This window comes from Flavisolibacter tropicus (assembly GCF_001644645.1).
Classification (GTDB): domain Bacteria; phylum Bacteroidota; class Bacteroidia; order Chitinophagales; family Chitinophagaceae; genus Flavisolibacter; species Flavisolibacter tropicus.
Genome location: NZ_CP011390.1, coordinates 3,895,573 through 3,915,554, shown reverse-complemented (window position 1 = coordinate 3,915,554; position 19,982 = coordinate 3,895,573). Strand labels below are relative to the sequence as shown.

Here is a 19,982-nt window from a genome sequence, read left to right as displayed (position 1 = left end):
TTATAATGAAATGTTCAGCCCAACAGAAGCAATTTTAAAGGTTGGGTTACTTGTACCGGTGCGGCCCAGGTTGTAGTTACCTGCCAGCATAGAGTAGCCGGAAATAGCTTCTGGATCAATAGGCAGACCGCGTAATTTATCAAACGTGATCATGTTCTCCAGTGATACATACACGCGCGCTTGTTTCAAGCGTACCCGGTCCAAAACCTTTGGCGAAACATTATATCCAAAAGTGATGTTCTTGATTCTGAAGTACGCCATATTCAACATGTAGCGTGTTTGCGGCACCATTACAAAGCCGGAGTTCGCACCGTTTAAGTTCCATGCTCTTGGATAAAAAGCATCTGTACGGTCTTCTCTCCAGTAATCTTCAGCAATAGCCTGTGGCATAGCACCATCTTTTACGTGATATCCGGGAATTGCCAGTTGGCCAGCTCCCCACATAGCTCTTTTGCCTACACCCTGACCCATGATGGATAGGTCGAATGATTTATAATTCAGGTCAATGCGTCCGCCATATTCATATCGAGGTAATACGTTACCAATAACTACCCTGTCGCCTGGATCACCAAAAGTTCCCTTACCAGGTGTGATGTAGCCATCTCCATTCACGTCTACAAACTTTACATCGCCGGGAGCGATCAACAATATCTGGTTGCCATCTTCAAAATAGGTTTGGTAAACAGGGTTGTTACCGGCTAACTTGTTGGTGCGTTTTGCAGTGCCCTGCCAGATAATGGTTTCCTGCACGAAGTTGCCACTGGCATCATATACGAAGTCGCCCTTTTGGTATAAGCGGTCAGTTACATAACCATACACATCACCATATCTTTTGCCAGTAGTAAACGTATTATCGATTATCCTGTTTTCGTACGGCGTATTCCAATCAGCTGCTTTGGTAATATCGGTTACCGCATCAGATACGTTGGCAGTTACATTGATACCCAATCCATTTTGAAAACGGTGTTTGAAGTCTAATGCCACTTCCCAACCTCTCGTTCTTAAGTTACCAAAATTGCCTTGCGGAGCAGAGGTACCGTAAGTAGCAGGAAGCGCCTCACCAGAGATGATCATATTCTTGGTTTGTCTTTCAAACCAGTCAAAGGATACCCCAAACTTATTATTCAAGAAACGCAGATCAGCACCTAAGTTCAGCGTGACAATATCCTGCCAGGTAATCCCTGCTGAAATGGCATCCGGTGTACTTAATTGGAAAAACTGTTCTCCTGCACTGTTCAACCAGGAGTTTTTACCAATTGTCATTGAAGGAAGGTAAAGGTTGTTAGGAACTGACTGATCTCCAATTGATCCCCATGAACCACGGAATTTGGCATAGCTCATAACCGGCTTCACGAAATCCATGAAGTCTTCGTTCGACAATACCCATCCTGCAGAAAAAGAGGGGTACCATCTCCAACGCAGATGCTCAGGGAATTTAGAGGTGGCATCGTAGCGAAGGTTTCCTTCTAACAAGTATTTATTATCAAAAGCATAGTTAACTCTTCCAAAATAACCAACCTGTCCATCCCAGTTCCTGTTTCCACCCGTTGTTTCGGTTCCTACAGCAAAGTTGAATTCCGGTTTTTCGTTATCAAGTAAATTGGTTTTTCTACTCCAGTGGTTGTTCCATTTATTAGCCACCAGATTGGTACCTAAAGTAAACTTAAACTGGTTCGCGCTATTTAAATTCAGATTATACGTAGAGTAAGCATTCACTGTATGCCGTTGTGCTTCCCATGTGTATTTATAGATATTACTTTGCTCTTTAGTAATATAGTTCACCAGTGGGAATCTGTAAGCGGCTACCCCACCGCTCTCTGTAATGTTACCTGCATCATCTACATAAATCTGGTTACCACTTGCATCTTTCCAAGCTACTGGTGTATACCATGGCTCACGGGCCGTAATAGATGGAAGAGAGGAACTTTGAATTTCATAGCGGGTGTCATATGTATAATCTGCTACCAAACTCCAGTTTTTCATGATGTCGATGGTAGTTCCAAGATTCAGATTGTTATATCGCTGCCCAAGTGTGGCTGTATGTGCATTTTTGGTATCCCAATAGGGGTCACGCACAAACTCTCCATTCTCCAATGCGCCGGTTGGGAACAAGCGGCTCCAGCGATAAAGATATAACCATGGATCTGCTGTAAAGCCGGTGGTAGAATTAGGATAGCGCTTTGTGCGATCAGAGAATAATATGCTACCTCTAATAGTAACGGCATCTGTTACCTTGGTAGAAAGACCTAGGTTACCAGTATAGCGGGTAAAGTCATCATACTGTGCTGGCTTCATCATGCCTTCCTGACCCAAGTAGCCGAAGCTGGCATTGTATTTTGTTCCTTTTGATCGTCCGTTTAACGATATATTGTGGTTTTGGGTAAACGCACGATCTTTCACCATGGCTTTTACCGGATCAAAAATTCGAACACCATATTTATCTGTTCCGTCGAAATACCAGTCACGGCCATAAACAACCGGATCATTCCATTTCACGCTGTTGCCGTATTTCTCCTGCCACTCTCTTGCTTTAGCCAGGCTTTCATCGCTGATACGCCAGAAACCACCCGCAGGGCCGCTTTGCTTCATGTTTTTATGTGCGTCCAAGGTGTATTGCAAGCCATCGATACCGGCTATTTCAATTTCTTTAAAAGGCATCTGCCAAGAAAAGTTATTGGAGTAGGCAAGGTTAACGCCCTCTGTCTTAGAACCCTTCTTGGTTGTAATTAATATTACACCAAACGCTGCCTTAGCACCATAGATAGAACTGGAAGCAGCATCTTTTAAAACAGTAATGGATTCAATGTCGTTGGGATTTACCATTTGAATGCTGGGCACTTCCACGTTATCTACTAAAATCAACGGTTCACCAGATCCTTGTACAGAACCGATAAAGCCACGGATTCGCATAAGCGGATCAGAACCTACCTCTCCACTAGGCACTCTTACGGAAAGACCAGGAACCACACCTTGCAGACCACGTCCGGCATCAGCAATTGGCCTGTTCTCAAGAGCCTCCATATTTACATTCACAACGGAGCCGGTTACATTCCCTTTCTTTTGGGTACCATAACCAATAACAACTACTTCATCCATGGTACCTGCTCCCGGAGCCATTGTCACATTAATTATGTTTGAGCTACCGACAACCACAGTCTCGTTTTTATATCCCACATATGTAAATAAAAGGGATTCACCAGAACTGGCGCTAATAGAATAATTACCAGCTTCACCGGTCATAGCCATTCTTGTTGTATTCCTAACAGTAACGGTTACTCCTTGTAAAGCTTTGCCATCGGCAGACGATACAGTACCGGTTATCGTTCTTGTTTGTGCCGATATCTCCGGCGCAAAAAATAACAATACCAGTAGAGATACTCCTAAACAGATAAGTCTTCTCATTCTTCTTGGTTATTTTATTTGTTTACAAAACAGTAATACCTGCATCTACAAAAGGTTGGAGTGACGGGTGGTTTGGCTCCAGTTCTGTAATGAGGTAATCAATTTTATTTAATCCACACACCAGCATGGGCTGGTATGTTTGTAATTTTTCGGATATGGTCATACATACCACTTTAGATGCGGAAGCAACCATTGCCTTCTTCACCTGTACTACATCCCGATCGTTATCTGTTACACCATGTTCTACATCAATGGCGTTGGTGCCTAAGAAGCACAGGTCTGCGTTTAGCTCACGAATTTGATTGACGGCACTAGCTCCTACAGTGATTTTTGAATCCTTGGATAAGGTGTCGCCAATAACAATGACATTCAGGCCAGGATAAGAAACACAGGCATTGATAACCGGTATACTTCCTGTAATAATTGTTGCTTGTAAGTTGGCAGGCAGGTTATGCACCATTTCTAATATGGTGGTTCCCCCGCTAGTGACCACATACATGTGATCTTTTATAAGGTTAATGGCTTTTAAAGCGATGCTATTTTTTTGTGATTGAGAGTAAACGTTCTCTGGTTTAAACTGTAAGCCGCTGAATGCAGTAGACAAGGCACCGCCGTGCACTTTGATGATTTTTCCAGCATCGGCTAACTCCTGCAAATCTCTACGGATCGTATCTTCTGATACACCCATATCATTGCATAAGTTGGCAATGATTACCTTATTATGCAAGTTCACCTGACGAAGAATATTCGCCTGCCTTTCTTTTTTAAACATATAATGGCTGTGAGAGATGCAGCTATTAAAACCCCAAAGCAGCATGGGCATTTTAACTGGCAGCAAGCAATCTTTTTATAATTAGCAATGGTTTTTCCTTAGGGCTTTTTACCCTTTTTGATATAAAATCTTCTTTTTATATCAACTCAACAATTTGTTAAAGGTATAAATTCCTGCAGAAAAACGCACATATCAGAAAAAAACCGCATAAGCCTGCATGATATAACGCTAACCAACCATACTTTTTACTACCTACTTCTTTGGAGAACTTCGGCCTACTGAAAGCGTTAGTTGGCTGATACACAATTTGTTGTTACTTAAACATGGCTTATTTCTTTTTTGAGAAATTTGTTGAATTGGATTATTTAACTGAAATGCCGATTATTGCGATAACATGCATTCCAGCACAAGCGGGGTCTCTACACGCTGAAGGCCGGGACATTTAATGAAGCCAGTACCCTCAATGTTATACGAGACGGATATTTACGTGTTAGTCGTAAACGATACTAAAACAGAAAAGCGAATCAGATAAACTAATGCGCAGTTTTAAAGCAGCTATTGACATAATAGGCATCAATCCATTTGTTTTTGTACCAGACAGTATATTGGAATCAATTTTCAAGGAAGCCGGGAAAGACAAAGGTCATATTCCCATACGTGGGACTATCAATGGACAAACCTTTAAACAAACTTTGGTAAGGTATGATGGTCACTGGCGTTTGTATATAAACACTACTATGCTTAAGCATTCACCCAAACGAATTGGTGAAACCATTGCTGTTGTTATAGAATTTGACCCGTCCGACAGAACGATTGAAGCACATCCCAAACTTATAAAAGCACTTGAAGATAGTCCAGATGCCAAAAAAGTATTTGATAGCCTTCCGGCTTCCAAACAAAAAGAAATTATCCGGTATATATCAGCTTTGAAAACAGAAGCAAGTATAGACCGAAATGTAACCCGAGCTATTCATTTCTTATTAGGCCAAGGTAGGTTTATTGGGCGGGACCATCCTTAAGCACAACTGATAGAAAAAGAGTTTCACACAGAGCAGAGGAGGGCGATTATTGCTTACTACAGGGGTCTCTCCACGCTCAAGGACTTGGCAGTAACGATCTACTTAGATATATTAAGGTGACGCCTGTAAATTTTATACCTTTACCTTAGCTTTTAATTCCTGCACTGCAGATCTTACCTGCACTGAAAATCACTTATTTCTTCCACCCTCCAAACAACTTTTCTTCATCTTTAAAAAGGAGGCTTTATGTTTGTTCGCCTGACGTTCCTTACTATTCAGTCAAAAGATGCTGAAAAAATGAAGCGCATCTATATCGACAAAATCACACCTGTGGTAAAAGCACAAAAAGGAAATGTGGGCATACGCCTACTTGAACCCGTAAAAGGTGAAAACCCTGAATATGTTTCGCTCACTGAGTGGCAAACAGCCGCTGATGCCGAAGCCTATGAAGCCAGCGGCACGTACCGCCAGTTAGTAGATAGTCTGAAAGATATGTACACGGCTAAACCAGTATTGAAGACCTACAATGTGGTAGAAAGTAAAGTGGCGATAACGCCTTAATCATTTTTGTTCTTTCTTACTAATGGCTGCTTTTGTACTAAGAGCTGCCCAACTGACTTGTGCCTTGTCAATAATCTTACGTTTCCAAACAACTTCTTATAAAGTACAAAAGCACTCTTTAGTTGAGTGCTTTTTCCTTTATAAAATCTTTACTCTTCCTTGTACCTTGAGTATTGAAAATTGAGCATTAAACATTTCCTCTCTTCTTACTCCTTACTCATCACTCATTATTCATCATTCCTTGTTCCTTGTTCAATATTCTACTCCTCCTTACTACCCTTCTCCCCTACAAACCACTGCTCTTTGTTTTTGAATAACACGTTGAAGGTGGTGAGGCTGCCGTAGATGCGGGTGATGTATTGCTGCAGGTTCACCTTGTCTTCATCACTTAGTTTTTTGTGGGCGTTAATCTGTTGCTCCATTACACGCAGGCGGTCGCGCAGCATTACAATCTTGTGGAAGAAGTCTTCAATGGGCAACTCTTTGGGCTTTAGGGATTTGTCAGCAGGTTGTAATATTAAGGTGCCGTGCTGCCAGCGCTCTCCCAGCGGCACTACATCACTAACGCCATTCCACAACCGCAATATCTTTAACAAGGAACGCTCTACATCAGAATGCGTTTCAATTTCTTCTGTTACATTTTCCGGAATGATCTCTTCCAGTCGCTCATCGTTCTTATCTACTTCCTTAATACCATGATTGATAAAAGAAATCAAATAAGTGGCGTAACGTACACCTACCACTACACCTGGACCAAATTGAGTATGTTGTAACCGGGTGCCAATGCCTAAAGTCAGTTGTTCCATGATGCTATCAATTATTTGCTGTTTGCTTTAAATACACGTAGAAAGTTTTCACCTAGGATCTTTTTTACATCCTTCTCGCTATACCCTCTTTCCAATAACGCTTTAGTGATCAAGGGGAAGGTCGTTACATCATCCAAGTGTTGAGGGGTTGATTCAATTCCATCAAAGTCGGAACCCAAGCCTACGCCATCAACACCAATAAGACGTACAATATAATCTATATGATCCAACAGTTGCGACATAGTAGGACGCAGCGCTTCAGCCTCTTGCGGATATTTCTTACTAATCCATTCATCAATACTATAGCTGGTCATGCCGGCTGCTTTTAATGAGTCGCGCTCATTACTGCGGCTGGCCAGGAAAGCATCTTTTCGCTTCATATAATTACTATCCAGGAAACCGGAGTAGAAGTTCAATTGTATCACGCCACCATTTTTACCAATGGCCTTGATCTGGTCGTCTTTTAAATTGCGCGAGTGCGGGCAAATAGCATATACACAGCTGTGTGAAGCAATTACTGGTTTGGTAGTGGTTGCTATTACATCCCAAAAAGTTTGTTCACCGATATGGCTTACATCTACCATCATGCCCAGCTCATTCATACGGCGCACCACCTGCTTACCAAAATCATTCAGTCCCTTCTTGGCATTGGTGACGGTGCCAGCTGTTTCATCTTTTGCAGATGTGGCCCAAGAGGTAGAGTTGTTCCAGGTAAGTGTCAGGTAGCGGGCGCCACGCTTATAGAGACTATCCAAGTAAGTAAGATTGTCTTCAATCATATGCCCGCCTTCTACCCCAATCATGCAGGCCATTTTACCCTGGCTTACGGCCTTTTGTAATTCGGTAGGAGAAGTGGTCAACATCAGTGTCTTAGGGTTGCGTTTTACTATCGCATACAATGAATCGATCTCGCGGTTGGCGTAAGCAAAAGCAGTTCCCTTTCCATAGCGTTCATCGCAGAAAACAGAAAACACCTGCACATCTACCCCTCCCTTTTTCCACCGTGCAATGTCGGAGTGGGTTTGGCCGGTCAGGTCGTTTTCAATGTTTAAGCCCTTCATAATAGCCGAGAGAATATCGTTGTGGGTATCTACCACCAGGGCTTTTTGATGCAACTTTTGATAAGACTGGGCATAGCTGGAAGTGGCTATACAGAGTAACAAGCAAGTACGAATAAACATGCCTACAAGTTAAGCATTAGAAGGCACTGCCGGACTTGAACTTTTGGCAGGCAAATAATATGATCTATTGCTATTTTACTGGGTTTAACCTTGCATTTTGTTCCAAAGCCTCAAACACCTGCATTTCCTCCTTTGTAAGCTCGGTAGCTAAATAGTCTATTTGAAACGCTGTCCAAGACTGTTTATTTAAAATCATGTATTCAAACCAGACCATCGGACACCCCATATTTTTGTCAAATGTTTTATCCATATGAAAAATGGTGTTTTTTTATCACATCGTAGATTCGCCCGATAATAGGTTGTTCTTGTAGTACCATTATGATCGTTGTAATGTTTGACTCCTTTTACCCATTTAAAGTTTACCCCATTGATAAGTGTATCTGAAATATTTTCTATACAATCTGCATTTCACATTATTCGAGAGGAGTCATAGAAATTCCAGCCTCCGCCTACAGATTCTGTATCCGATTGTGCAAACTTCTTGATAAGCGGAGCATCAGCTTTGAATGTATTATAGATATAAAAAGACCGGGAACGAAGGTCTATAAAGGTATAATGGTCTACAGTCACTTCAGACTTTTCTATACCATTTATATCTGTTTCTATATTAACTGTTTGAGCTTCCTGTATTATTAGGCTATCCTTGTACCAAACTTTTAAATCTCTATGTTTATCAGTTAGCTTATAGCTATTTGTTAACGAGTCATAGTATCTGGATTTTACTGATATGGTACCGCAATTTGAGCAAGATTTATGAGTATCATAAGCCTTGCTCAAACATGAGATTATAAAGAAAAAGACAAATGGCATTTCTATTACTTTATAGTATTTTATAGCAGCAATTACTTTTTCTTTTTGGGTTTAAGTTTTGCATTTTTCTCCCAGGCGGCAAAGACCTTAAGTTCCTGTTCTGTCAAGGTATCTGCTAAGAAATTAATTTCAAATGACCGAGGATTGCTTTTACCCACTGGTATATCCTCTACACGTGTTAGAGGACATCCTTGTTGAGTACTAAAGGTTTTATCCAAACTAAATAAACCCAAGGGGCGATCACTCTGAAAATAACAGGTGGTCTCAAAAGGTGTCTTCCCTTTTAACCTAGGAAAGCGGATGCGTTTGTAAGGAGTATTATTTATGAGTGTATCTTCTAAGGCTGTATACGGCCCATCATACTGTAGGCTGTGCTCGTTAAAATAAATCCAGCCGTCATCCAGTAGCATAGGGTTGTTATCACGGTACTGCTTAAAGGGTCGGGCGGTGTCGGAAAAGGTATGGTAGTAGTCAAAAGATCGGGAGCGCAGATCGATAAAAATATAGTGAGAAAGCACATTCTCTACCGTTTGGCGGTCTGCGGTGTCGGTAGTGATGCGAATAATGGTGATTTCTTCAATGGCTAGACTATCCTGGTACCAGACTTTAGTGTGGCCGGAAAACAATGGGATAAGCTGGCTGCTTACTGTGTCGTACATGGTGCTGGTTAACTGAAGTGCCCCACAACAGGGCGGCTGTTTTTGTTGGAAGCTGCATAGGGAAAGACCTGATAAGGCAATGAGTAAGACAATAGGCATTAAGCGCATAAGCGTGGCATTGAGATGTTTGTAAACGGGAATGAAATGGCTACTTTAAAGATATTTTACTTCTCAAAGTAGCCATTTTCAGTTGGCTAAAACACTTCTGAAAAAGACCAGGCTTTTACATTTTCAATTGTACGCCTTGTATCACCTTCAACCCAAGTACCTCGGATACGCATTGTAGCAGCCGTTGTACCATAATTAAAATCGGTATAACTGGAGGTCCACAACCCGCCCCACCGATTGCACTCATCACTTATATGGCGCCCCCCGGTAAAATGCCCTCCCTGAAACTCCGAAGCTACTCGCTTGCCCTTCAGCCTCTCTGTAGAGTACACTTGCCCTCCTCCTACATCAAAAGAGTATACAGTCCACATTTCGGTAACAGCCATTTCATATTCGTTATAAACCTCACTGCCCCCGCTGGCTCCATCGCCGCCATTGGGATCATCACCGCTAACATCACAACCCACCCGTTCTGAGTACTGGTATTCACAACCCAGTGTGTTACCATCTTCATCTACAGTACATAGATACCAGTTTATAATGTAGCAATTGCCGGTAGCTGTTTGTACCTCACCGCCGGGTTCTACGCTTTTAGCGGTGGTATTTTTAAACCGGTAGCTTTTCCCTTCTTTAAATAGAAAGTTGTTGATCGTACGGCCGGCCCAATCCTCTACCAGCACAACACCGGAAAACGTTGCCGATTTGCCTTTGCTATAGATTTGGTCCGAAATATAAGTTGCTACTTCAGCCTTCCACCCACCGTCCTTACCCTTGTAGAGTAGTAGTTTGGCTTGTCCTTGTACGGAGCGCTTCTTGTTGTCGCCAAAGGAAGTTGTATAAGAAAGGCCTCCCTGATAATCCAGCGGCACCGTTACCACATCACCTTCCTCATGCAAGGCAATGTAGGATTTTTCCCAAAGCGGGGTCTTTTTAAGCTTTTGGCGCATAGTTGCGTTCCTGGAAAGCGTATTGGTTTTGGCAGCTACTTCCTTTTGAAAAAAAAGCCGTGCCTCAGCAATCAGCGGATCTTCATACGAGGAAACTTTTTGAACAGCAGTTGTTTCTTGCTTATCGACTGTCTTTTTACAGGCTATAAAGCTAATGCTACAAAACAAGGCCAAGCAGGCCAAGGTACGGGTTCGTTTCATATATAAGGTTTTAGTGAGTGAATCAACTATAAAATAGATTGAATATGCCTGTTAGCATATAGTCTGCCGATAAACCACCTTTTTTCTTTGTACCAACTGCCGGATTTGAATAATCAATCGAAAAAGATAAAAACGTTATATAAGACTATTGCCCTTATAAGAAAAAGGCTTTTATGTATATGACATCAAGTAAAGTGGCTTTACCGTTAGAAGGGAGTGCCAGACTTGAACTTTTTAGAAGACTCTTTGATATAGGATTGAAAATCGTAGTCGTTGGTAAGCACCGCAAACTCATAGGAAGGGCGGTAAGCGGTCATAAATTGATCCAGCTTCTCGCCGTCAAGCCCTGTCAGGCGGCGCACCAGCGCCTTATTAAAGCGATGATCCACATATTTATCCTGCTCTTGCTGAATCAGGCGCTGCTGAAAGCGCATCATGGATTTGTTCTTTCGAAACTGGAAGGCGCGAATGATCTCGTCAATGTCGAAGCCCACCCCGCCGGCACCTATGGAGGTCATGGTGCCTAGGTTAGGTTTTTGGTAGTTAAAGACCTTCGCATAGTCTTGCCGGTTCTGTAGGGAGTCAAGGCGGTAGTTGCGCGGCCTTACGGTTACTTCCTTCAATACATTTACCGGCACACGCAGGGCCAGGTCAAACTGATGGGGGTCCAGCATTTTGGCTACCGGGTATTTAATAGTTGGCTTGCCCAGGTAGGAAAACCAGATAGAGTCCTTTTCGCTAACATCTATCTGGTAAAAACCGGTAGCATTGGTGATGGTACCCTTACCGCTGGTACTCATTACGGATACTGCTTCCAGGGGATAGGTGCGTGAGCTATCATAAATAGTGCCTTGCACTTTATATTGTGCATAGAGCGATTGTACCGCTATGATATTAATAAAAAGGAAGGCTAGTTTTAGGAGTAACGATTTCACGCAGCGGCAAGTAACGAAACAAATTGCAAATGCAATGTTAGAAGAATTTGAGATTTGAAATTTGAGGTTTGAAATTGGGTGTCATAGAGGAGCGCTTTGCGCTGTATTGTTTCACGCAGAGGCGCGGAGGGCGCAGAGAAAGGGTTCGTACAGAGGAAAGGAGAAAATGAGGAAGGGAATATTGAACAAGGAACAAGAATGATGAATAATGAGTGATGAGAGGAGGAAATGTTCAATGCTCAATTGTCAATGTTCAAGGTACAAGTAAAGAAAGGACTTACTCTACAGGGGCAGTTTTGTATCTTTAGGCTCTTCTCTTTAAGGCGTTTTCAGTCTTTCTTATTATACTTTTCTTTACTATTTCTATGGGTTTACTGCGGTGAGCGGATGACGACATACGGGGCGGGCACGGGTGAGGTAGGGGCCGAGGGATCGGCCGAGATAGGGCCAAGGTACGGGTGAGATACGGAGTTACTATGGCTTTCATACGGAGTTAGGTAGGCTTCTATACGGAGTAACTATGAAGGCACAGAGGAGGAGCCATGAAGGAACGTAGGAGGAGTGGTGAAGGGACAGAGGAATAATGAACAAGGAATTATGAAGGAAGAAAGAAGGATTTGGAATTGGGTTCCCCCAATATAAAAAGCACTCCATTAAATGAAGTGCTAAAGTATTAGAAGAAAGATTAATCTTTTGTGCGTTGGCCTTCTCCCCTTTAGGGGCTGGGGGTGGGCTTGGCCTTGTTTATTCCACCACAAACCGGTAGCCTACGCCTTTAATAGTAATAATCTGGAGGGAGGGGTCTTGCTTTAGATAGTTACGCAGCTTAGTGATATACACATCCAGGTTGCGGCTGTTAAAAAAAGAATCGCTGCCCCAGAGCAGGTTTAGGATGTCCCTTCGTTCCACAATGGAGTCCTTATTTTGATAGAGCAGGCGCAGCAGTTCGCTTTCGCGGTAAGAGAGTTTACGTTCTTCCTCATCGCTGGTAAGGGTCTGTCGGCGGTTATTATAAATATACTGCCCCAGCTTTATTTCATCTGCATCCCCTTCTTTAGTAATCGGGATGCGTTTGAGTACGTGTTCTATGCGCACTATGAGCTCTTCCATGCTAAAGGGCTTGCGAATGTAGTCGTTGGCTCCTAGCTTAAAGCCGTTCACCACATCTTCGGCGGCCGATTTGGCGCTTAAGAATATGATAGGAACCTCGCTGTTTAGCTCGCGTATTTCGTCGGCTATATCAAAGCCATCCTTATTAGGTAGCATGATATCCAATACACATACATCGGGGTTACTTTCATGGAATCGCTGTATGGCCTGACCGCCATCGCTTTCCATTACTACATCAAACCCCCGTCTTTCCAGGGTTTCACTAACAATTTTGGCCAGAAAGACCTCATCTTCTACGTAGAGTACTTTGGGTTTGTTCATGCTTTGTGTTTTGGTAAGGATACAATAAAGGTACTGCCGCTGCCTTCATCAGAGGTTACCTTAATTATGCCATGGTGCTTTTGAATAACATGAGACACATAACTCAGCCCCAGTCCATACCCTTTGGCGTTGTGTACGTTGCCCGTAGGCACGCGGAAGAACTTTTCAAACACCTTATCGCGGTATTCAGCAGGAATACCTATGCCGGAGTCACGGACAAACAAGGTTACGGTGCGCTCCTCTCCTTTCAGACGAATGTCTATCTGTGGATTGCCGTTGCTATACTTCAGGGCATTGTCTATCAGGTTATAAATAACGCTCACCAAGTGCAGCCGGTCGCCCTCCAAACTCGTATCGCCTTCGGCTACTATATCTACTTTGGCTTTGTATTTTTCAAACTGCAGGCGCAGGGAGGCGGTTACTTCTTCCATCAGCAGGCGCATATCCAAGGGCTCGTACTTTAGATCAATTTCCTTGTTCTCAAACATGGATAACTTCAGCACTTTATCTACCAGCAGGGAAAGGCGCTGCAGCTCATTGGCCGATATGTCCAGGTACTCTTTTGTCTTCTGAGCGTCCATACTGCTGTTAAAGCTGCGCAGCGCTTCTATGGCCACGCTTACCGTAGCAATGGGCGTTTTCAGCTCATGGGTGATATTGCTGATAAATTCGTTTTTAATAACTGCCAGCTTGCGTTGCTTTTGCAGGTTCCGGTAGAGCAGGGAAAAACAGGCTACCGTAAAGCAAACGAGGAAAACGGACAACAGAATGGGAGCTATAATACGGTTTACTACATAAGGCACTGTATTGCCCAGTTGAAGCCGGTAAGTAATGGGGCTGCGAAAACCAACGGTCACTTCATTAAAAATACGCTCATCAGTGGTATTGGGTTTCGACATACGAGTTACCACAAAGGGCACCTCCAAGCTTTGGGAATCCAGGCGTTGTTTCAAAGCCGTTGTAATTTCAGCGACTTTGATGGTGTCTTTGGGGGACTCCATATCAAAAAGGAAACGCACTACCTGATTGTTCCATCCTTTAAATGCTCTTCTGGGCGCACCGGTACTGTCTGCACCATTTGATCTTCTAACAATCACTCGCTGGGAACCTTCGTTTGTTGCAAACCGCTCCATGTAAATTCGTTCAGCCGCTTTTTCATGACTACGCACCTCAAAATGCATTTCCCTCGGCATCTGGTCATGACGAACTATAGGACCGCTTTCGCCAGTGCTATCCATCATAAGCTTGTCGAGCTTTAGCTTGCTGGACTGCAAGGAGTAAACGGTTTCGCGGAAAGCCATATTGCTGCGGATCTCCAGCGTGCGCGCTTCACGATCGTAGGCCTTCTTTAGCCAGTAGATCTGGAACGCGGCTATGGCTAAAATGGATAGGGTCATTAAAACCGGCATCCACTTGATATGTTTGTTAATATGCTTAAGTGCAGGTCGCATTCTTACAAAATTATCCTTTCTCCTTACCACTCCTACAGCTCTTAACCTTTATTAACGTAGTTGCAACGTGTATTAACTAAATGTAAAAATGGAGACATGTACATTTGGCGAAATAACTGCGATGAAAAAAATCTTCTTTTCTATTTGTGTTGTTTCAGGACTTTTTGCCAATGCCCAGATGAAAGAAGGCAAGGTGGTATATGAGCGAACGATTCAAATACAACGCCGTAACATGAACCCCGATGTGGCTAACATGGTACCGCAAAGCCGTAAAGACAATTTTGAATTACTTTTTGCCAATAATCAGTCACTATGGCAAGCTATACAAAGCGCTGACGGCGATAATGGCACTGTTAGCGGGCCGGGATTTATGTTCCGCATGGCCGGCTCAAATGACGTGATCTACGTTAATCTGGATACCAAAAAGCGTCTGGATCAACGCGAACTATTTGACCGGGAATACCTGGTAGAAGACAGCGTACGGTCCCTTAGCTGGAAGTTATCTGAAGAAACAAAGACCATATTAGGACACCCGGTGCGTAAGGCCACCTCCAATCGTATCAGCACACGTATGCAAATGTCTATGGAGAATGGCGAGATGAAGCGTCAGGAAGTGCCCGATACTGCACAAGTGGTAGCTTGGTTTGCCACCGATATTCCAGTAAGCGCAGGCCCTAGCGAGTTTCAAGGACAACTGCCAGGCCTGATCCTGGAGCTGGATTTGAATAAAGGTCGCCAGGTGTTTACCGCGGTAGAACTGTCGCCAAAGGTTAAGGTTTCAGATATTAAAGAACCTAAGAAAGGCAAACGCCTTACGGAAAAAGAGTTTGTACTGGAGCGCAATAAACTGATGGAGGAAATGCGCAAGAATATGCCTAACGGCGGTGGTGGACGAGATGTTATTCGAATTACGCAATAGTAAAAAAGATAGTTGATTGAGGACAGAGACTAGTGCGTGTGTGTTTTTTTTATTAATAGTTCAGAATTCAAAAAGAAGAGCCCGCTATAGTTGCGGGCCCTTCTTTTTTTATTATTCGGCATCTTCGCCATATTGATCTTCATCTTCTTTTTCTTTTTCAAAAACGGCTACAGATACTTTCCACTCCGGGAATTCAAACTGTATAGATACTTCTACTTTCAGCTTCTTAAGAGCTGCAGGCGGGTAGGCAGGGGTGAGAACACTAGTAGAAAAACCTACTTCCTCACTGGCCTCTTCATACTTACCCCGCAACGTATACTTATCTACTACATAGGTTATGTTCATGCCCTTTAACTGGTTGAAAACAGACTTGTATTTCTTAGCTGCTTCCTCATAGTCTTCCGTGGTCATCAACACGCTTTGCCAGCTATATACCGGCTTTGTGCCCGAGCTGTATTTTATTATTGTGGCTTCCTGCGCGCCAGCTGGTTTTACTAAGGAGGCATATTCAACGCTCTGCGGGTTGGTGGCAACCTCATTGCCACGAATCTCCTGGAACTGGTGCGGGTACGCTTCTACAACTTTTTGCAGGTCGTTGCGAAGACCACTGTTGTTTGCTTTTAAAGGTATTTTGATTTGTGCGTGTACGGTAGTTGCTAAGAGAAAAGCAATAACCATTATTAAAGGTGACTTCATAAGCAGGTTATTTTATATACTGCAATGTTATAAATTTCTCAGAATGTTTATTAAGTGTGGAAAAATATTCTTATCTTTCTAACCTTGTCACTCTTTCCACCTTATTTACTTAACATTGAAATCATTGATTTTACTTGTTTTTTTATACGTGGAGAAAGTTGGCACCTAATTAACCTTTTGTAGACTAAACATTTATCCACAATGAAAAACAGAAACATTGAACACGGCCGTCAAGAGGTAAAAATCTATGAGGCTTATTACAAACCGTCCTTTAGTGTTGGACGCTTTTTGAAATCTGTATTTGGCGCATTATTCTTTGGGCGCTTTGCGGCAGCGCAAAGCTACGCTCCCAATAGAAAGCGCATGTTAAAATAACCAAAAGCCCCACTAAAAAGTGGGGCTTTATTTTTTATTTAGATTCCGTCCATTAGCGTATCATTATCCGATCGCCGCCGCGGCCACCACCCGGCATACTTCTACCACCCATACGGTTAAGATTATACGTAAAGCTTAGTAGGAAGTATCGCTGCAATATCGTATTGCGCACATCCTCAATATAGTTGGCTTCTACTGTTCTATTAAAACTGCGGTTCTGACTTAAAATATCAAATACAGATAGTTTCAGCTCTCCACGCTTGTTCTTCAAAAACTGTTGCGCAATTGATGCGTTCCACATAGCAAAGTCGCGATCAATATTTGCACCCTGGCTGGGGTTGATGGTATAATCAAAATCCGTAGACAGGATCAATCCTTTAGAAAACGTGTAGGTAGCATCTGTAGAATACACCTGCGTGAAGTAGGATGTATTACTGTTTTGCTGGGTACGGAACGTATACTTGGCCGAGGTATAGTTAATACTGGTATTGATACCCAGGTCCAGTTTTTCTTTATAGTTATAGCTCAAGCGCAGGTCTTCACCAAGCGTAAGGTTTTTTGAATAGTTGTTGATGGTATTCTTTATACTATTGTTCTCTGTCGTAATTACATTGCCATTACGCGCATAGGTTAATCGTGTTGTTGTATTAAAATTACCTCCCTGCATTCTTTTGATCGGCAGTCCAAAATTCAATGAACCAGTTACATTATATGTACCATTCATATTGGTCGGGCGTATGTATTGAATACCACCGGGCAGGTAAGTCACGTGATCAACAATACGGTTGTAGGTGTTATTATAACTAATCATTGCAAACAAGTTGCGGAACTTGATCATGTCAAAGAAGTTATAAGTGAGTGTTACGTTGTTAGAAAACTCCTGATCTAACCCCGCATTACCATTACGAATTACCGGTAGGCTACTACTATCTTCTATCTCCTGTAATTGAGAAATAGAGGGTTGGTTAGTACGGCCTCTGTAGCTGAAACGCAGACTGCGGCTGCGCGCAAACTGATAGTTGAAGTTGAATGTGGGGAACAGGTTGGTGAAACGCTGTGATGTTTCTGTACGCTTGGAAAGGTTGTCGTTAGCCAATAGCGTGTTTTGTACAGCCATACCTAGCTGGTAGTTGTACTTTTTATTGACTACGCGAAAGTTGGTACCCAGGCGGTTAGATTCATTGAGCGATTCGAAATGATTGGTCAGGCCAACGTTTTCCAGATCATACGCACCAGTAAGCGGATTCAAATCATAGGTACGGCGATCGGACTCATTGGCATTTCTTGTATACCCATAGTTAAATTCCAATACCTTGTTGCGGGCCAGCGGCTCTGTATAGGAAATGGTAGCTGCAAGACTATTTGATTTGTTATCGTTGATATTTTGCTGACGCGACAAGCCTGCACGGGTTTTAGCACCGGCATCGTTAAAGTAATTACTATTATTAATCAGGTAGCCATCGCGGTCATTTGTATTATAAGTATTGGATAGGTTGACGGAAAGCGTACGCATTGGTTTGTTGAACTTGCGTCGCCATATTAAGTTGTTACCCAATCTCACTCCCTTGCCTTCATTCTCACGGATATTGTGAACATTGTTAAGCATATACGCGTCGCTTCCTTTTTGCACCATTTGCAATGTGGAGTCGTCATTGTAAGAAGTGTTATTCTGTACAGTGACGGTAGGTGTATAAACAATAGAGTTGAGCGAGTCAATATTGTACTCCAGCTTCATATTGAAGCGGTGGTTACCATTAGTCGTTTTGCTCAACGACAGCTGGTTACTATTGATACTAGAATCTGTTAGGAAAGTTTGACGGTAAGTGTTGCGCAGGTTTTGCGTTTTCGTATTATCAAAATTGTAGCTGCTGGCCACATTTACTTTTGAGCCCCACACATCGCGGTAATTGACACCGCCTGAATAAATGTTATTGATACCGGGGGTAGTGCTACCACCAGAGTTTCCTCCGCCGAAGTTCATTCCGGGACCTCCCATCATTACCATGCGACCACCGCCACCAAAACCACCACCAGACATACCCAACATGTCCGATACAGTGAAGTCGGAATTGTTAGTGCTGTTTGCTTTGGCAATAACAGATACCTGGGTAGCCGCCTTAAACATATTGGCCGTTACGCCCATATTATACCGATCGTCGGTGCCATAGCCCACGGTAGCACGGCCAAACACCCCTTTCTTTTTATCCTTTTTGAGCTTCAGGTTAATTGCGCGGGTACGGCTACCATCGTCAATCTTATTGAATTTAGACTGCTCGCTCATGTCGTCGTACAGATCCACGCTCTCGATCATATCGGCCGTAAGGTTGCGGGTAGCCATCTTGGGGTCGTTGCCAAAGAACTCTTTCCCGTCTACATAAACCTTCTGCACGTTCTCGCCCTGGGCTTTTACCGTACCATCTTTTTCAACCTGCACACCCGGCAGCTTCTTCAGCAGGTCTTCTACCGTAGCATTGGGCTTGGTTTTAAAGGCATTAGCATTAAAAGAAACGGTATCGCCCTTTATCTTGATAGGTGTAACATCGGTTACCACTACTTCCTGCAAGGTTTTAACGTTGGCTATGATCATTGTTACAGCCTGCATGTCTACCAACGGCTTTTCGGCGGTTATGCCAAAGGGCTTTTTCAGGGTTTCATAACCCTGGTAAGATACCAGTAGATAATAGCTGCCGCTATCGATGTTTTTGATCTCAAAAAAGCCACTATTAGAGGTAAGACTAAATGAAATGAGAGCTGAATCCTTGGCGGCCATAATCGACACCGTTGCATCAGGAAGCGCCTCACCGCTGGGGTCTTGCAGGTGGCCTTTTACCACACCCGGTACCTTTTGCGCACTAGCAGTCGTTGTAATTCCTATCAAAAGAAAGAGTAACCAATTTTTCATAAGCGGTTGAACTAGGATACGAAGATATTCGGAGCGTTTGTTAATCCTCGTTAAATAAAGTTAATGCTTGGATAGACGGTAAGAAAGAAGGATAGCAACTTATTGACAAGAAACAAAAAAGGAAGGATCAACAAGGAAAATGGAAGTATTAATAGTGAGAGCTGCTAGCGGTGAGCTATGAGCTGTGAGAAGGGAGAGGACAGGCTACAAGAGTTTGGTATCGATTATAGTCTTGCTGCTTTGTAATTTTGAATACGATTGGATGATAAACATTAGAAAACTTATTACCTTTTAGATTATGCTACTTCACGAACTACAATCTTTATTTCAAAGAGACTTAAACCGCTTAAAGCAGGAAATTGAGCAATACAAAGACGAACAGACCATCTGGCGCATAGATAAGGACATCAAGAATTCGGCTGGTAATCTCACGCTCCATCTTATCGGGAACCTAAACCACTTTATTGGTGTCGTGCTGGGTAAAACCGACTACATACGGAACCGCGACCTGGAGTTTTCAATGAAAGATGTTCCCAGAAGTGAGCTGGTTACTAACATTGAAGAAACGGCTTCTATGATTGAGAAGGTGCTTAGCAAGCTCCCAGAAACCGTTCTTCCAGAGGAATACCCGGTAATTGTATTTGACAAAAAAACATCAACGCAGTTTATGTTAGTGCATCTGGTTACCCATTTGAATTATCACCTGGGGCAGGTTAATTACCATAGGAGGTTGTTGGATAATTGAGGCATTTCTATTTTAAGTTTTAATTGTCCTCTTTCAGCTATTCCATATCTGGAGATATGGAA

17 protein-coding genes are annotated in these 19,982 nt (G+C 42.9%); 5 read left to right on the top strand and 12 right to left on the bottom strand.

The window, feature by feature from the left end:
- Together SY85_RS16600 and SY85_RS16595 are read right to left on the bottom strand one after the other, a co-directional pair.
- Positions 1–3,402 carry a SusC/RagA family TonB-linked outer membrane protein gene (locus tag SY85_RS16600; RefSeq protein ID WP_066406001.1) on the bottom strand — a complete coding sequence of 1,134 codons (3,402 nt, stop codon included), beginning with the start codon at positions 3,400–3,402 and terminating at the stop codon, positions 1–3.
- A gap of 22 nt (positions 3,403–3,424) precedes the next feature.
- Positions 3,425–4,174 carry a DeoR/GlpR family DNA-binding transcription regulator gene (locus SY85_RS16595; RefSeq protein WP_066409893.1) on the bottom strand — a complete coding sequence of 250 codons (750 nt, stop codon included), beginning with the start codon at positions 4,172–4,174 and terminating at the stop codon, positions 3,425–3,427.
- Positions 4,175–4,710: 536 nt separating this feature from the next.
- On the opposite strand from SY85_RS16595, the gene SY85_RS16590 reads away from it, so the two are divergent.
- Together SY85_RS16590 and SY85_RS16585 are read left to right on the top strand one after the other, a co-directional pair.
- Positions 4,711–5,193 (top strand): YdeI/OmpD-associated family protein, encoded by a 483-nt coding sequence (locus SY85_RS16590; protein ID WP_066406000.1) that lies wholly within the window; start codon positions 4,711–4,713, stop codon positions 5,191–5,193.
- Positions 5,194–5,439: 246 nt separating this feature from the next.
- Positions 5,440–5,754 (top strand): antibiotic biosynthesis monooxygenase family protein, encoded by a 315-nt coding sequence (locus tag SY85_RS16585; protein WP_066405999.1) that lies wholly within the window; start codon positions 5,440–5,442, stop codon positions 5,752–5,754.
- Positions 5,755–6,014: 260 nt separating this feature from the next.
- Here the strand turns inward: SY85_RS16585 and SY85_RS16580 are convergent, their stop codons facing one another.
- The 8 genes from SY85_RS16580 to SY85_RS16535 form a co-directional block, all read right to left on the bottom strand.
- The gene (locus SY85_RS16580) at positions 6,015–6,560 is read right to left on the bottom strand and encodes a hypothetical protein (protein ID WP_066405998.1); all 546 of its coding nucleotides are present in this window, start codon (positions 6,558–6,560) and stop codon (positions 6,015–6,017) included.
- 11 nt (positions 6,561–6,571) lie between these two features.
- Positions 6,572–7,741 (bottom strand): dipeptidase, encoded by a 1,170-nt coding sequence (locus SY85_RS16575; RefSeq protein ID WP_066405997.1) that lies wholly within the window; start codon positions 7,739–7,741, stop codon positions 6,572–6,574.
- Positions 7,742–7,811: 70 nt separating this feature from the next.
- Positions 7,812–7,991: a hypothetical protein gene (locus SY85_RS16570; RefSeq protein ID WP_066405996.1), complete on the bottom strand. Its 180-nt coding sequence runs from the start codon at positions 7,989–7,991 to the stop codon at positions 7,812–7,814.
- 592 nt (positions 7,992–8,583) lie between these two features.
- Positions 8,584–9,210 (bottom strand): hypothetical protein, encoded by a 627-nt coding sequence (locus SY85_RS16560; protein WP_148661226.1) that lies wholly within the window; start codon positions 9,208–9,210, stop codon positions 8,584–8,586.
- Between the two features lie 194 nt (positions 9,211–9,404).
- Positions 9,405–10,466, bottom strand: coding sequence for a hypothetical protein (locus SY85_RS16555; RefSeq protein ID WP_066405993.1), 1,062 nt, complete (start codon positions 10,464–10,466; stop codon positions 9,405–9,407).
- 206 nt (positions 10,467–10,672) lie between these two features.
- Positions 10,673–11,401 carry a peptidase associated/transthyretin-like domain-containing protein gene (locus SY85_RS16550; RefSeq protein ID WP_082886534.1) on the bottom strand — a complete coding sequence of 243 codons (729 nt, stop codon included), beginning with the start codon at positions 11,399–11,401 and terminating at the stop codon, positions 10,673–10,675.
- A gap of 744 nt (positions 11,402–12,145) precedes the next feature.
- Positions 12,146–12,832, bottom strand: coding sequence for a response regulator transcription factor (locus tag SY85_RS16540; protein ID WP_066405991.1), 687 nt, complete (start codon positions 12,830–12,832; stop codon positions 12,146–12,148).
- Positions 12,829–14,283 carry a sensor histidine kinase gene (locus SY85_RS16535; RefSeq protein WP_082886532.1) on the bottom strand — a complete coding sequence of 485 codons (1,455 nt, stop codon included), beginning with the start codon at positions 14,281–14,283 and terminating at the stop codon, positions 12,829–12,831. The genes SY85_RS16540 and SY85_RS16535 overlap by 4 nt, the downstream gene beginning before the upstream one ends.
- Positions 14,284–14,404: 121 nt before the next feature.
- On the opposite strand from SY85_RS16535, the gene SY85_RS16530 reads away from it, so the two are divergent.
- On the top strand, positions 14,405–15,202 hold the full coding sequence (locus tag SY85_RS16530) for a GLPGLI family protein (RefSeq protein WP_066405989.1): 798 nt from the start codon (positions 14,405–14,407) through the stop codon (positions 15,200–15,202).
- A gap of 111 nt (positions 15,203–15,313) precedes the next feature.
- Here the strand turns inward: SY85_RS16530 and SY85_RS16525 are convergent, their stop codons facing one another.
- Positions 15,314–15,898: a hypothetical protein gene (locus SY85_RS16525; protein ID WP_148661225.1), complete on the bottom strand. Its 585-nt coding sequence runs from the start codon at positions 15,896–15,898 to the stop codon at positions 15,314–15,316.
- 201 nt (positions 15,899–16,099) lie between these two features.
- On the opposite strand from SY85_RS16525, the gene SY85_RS25695 reads away from it, so the two are divergent.
- Positions 16,100–16,273, top strand: coding sequence for a hypothetical protein (locus SY85_RS25695; protein ID WP_158512992.1), 174 nt, complete (start codon positions 16,100–16,102; stop codon positions 16,271–16,273).
- Positions 16,274–16,325: 52 nt separating this feature from the next.
- Here SY85_RS25695 and SY85_RS16520 read toward each other — a convergent pair whose 3' ends face one another.
- Entirely contained in the window at positions 16,326–19,175 is a 2,850-nt protein-coding gene (locus tag SY85_RS16520) for an outer membrane beta-barrel protein (RefSeq protein ID WP_066405987.1), read from the bottom strand.
- A 298-nt stretch (positions 19,176–19,473) separates the two neighbouring features.
- Here SY85_RS16520 and SY85_RS16515 point away from each other — a divergent pair, with 298 nt between their 5' ends.
- A complete protein-coding gene (locus SY85_RS16515; RefSeq protein ID WP_066405986.1) occupies positions 19,474–19,920 on the top strand; it encodes a DUF1572 family protein in 447 nt (148 codons plus the stop codon).
- The last annotated feature ends 62 nt before the right edge of the window (positions 19,921–19,982 follow it).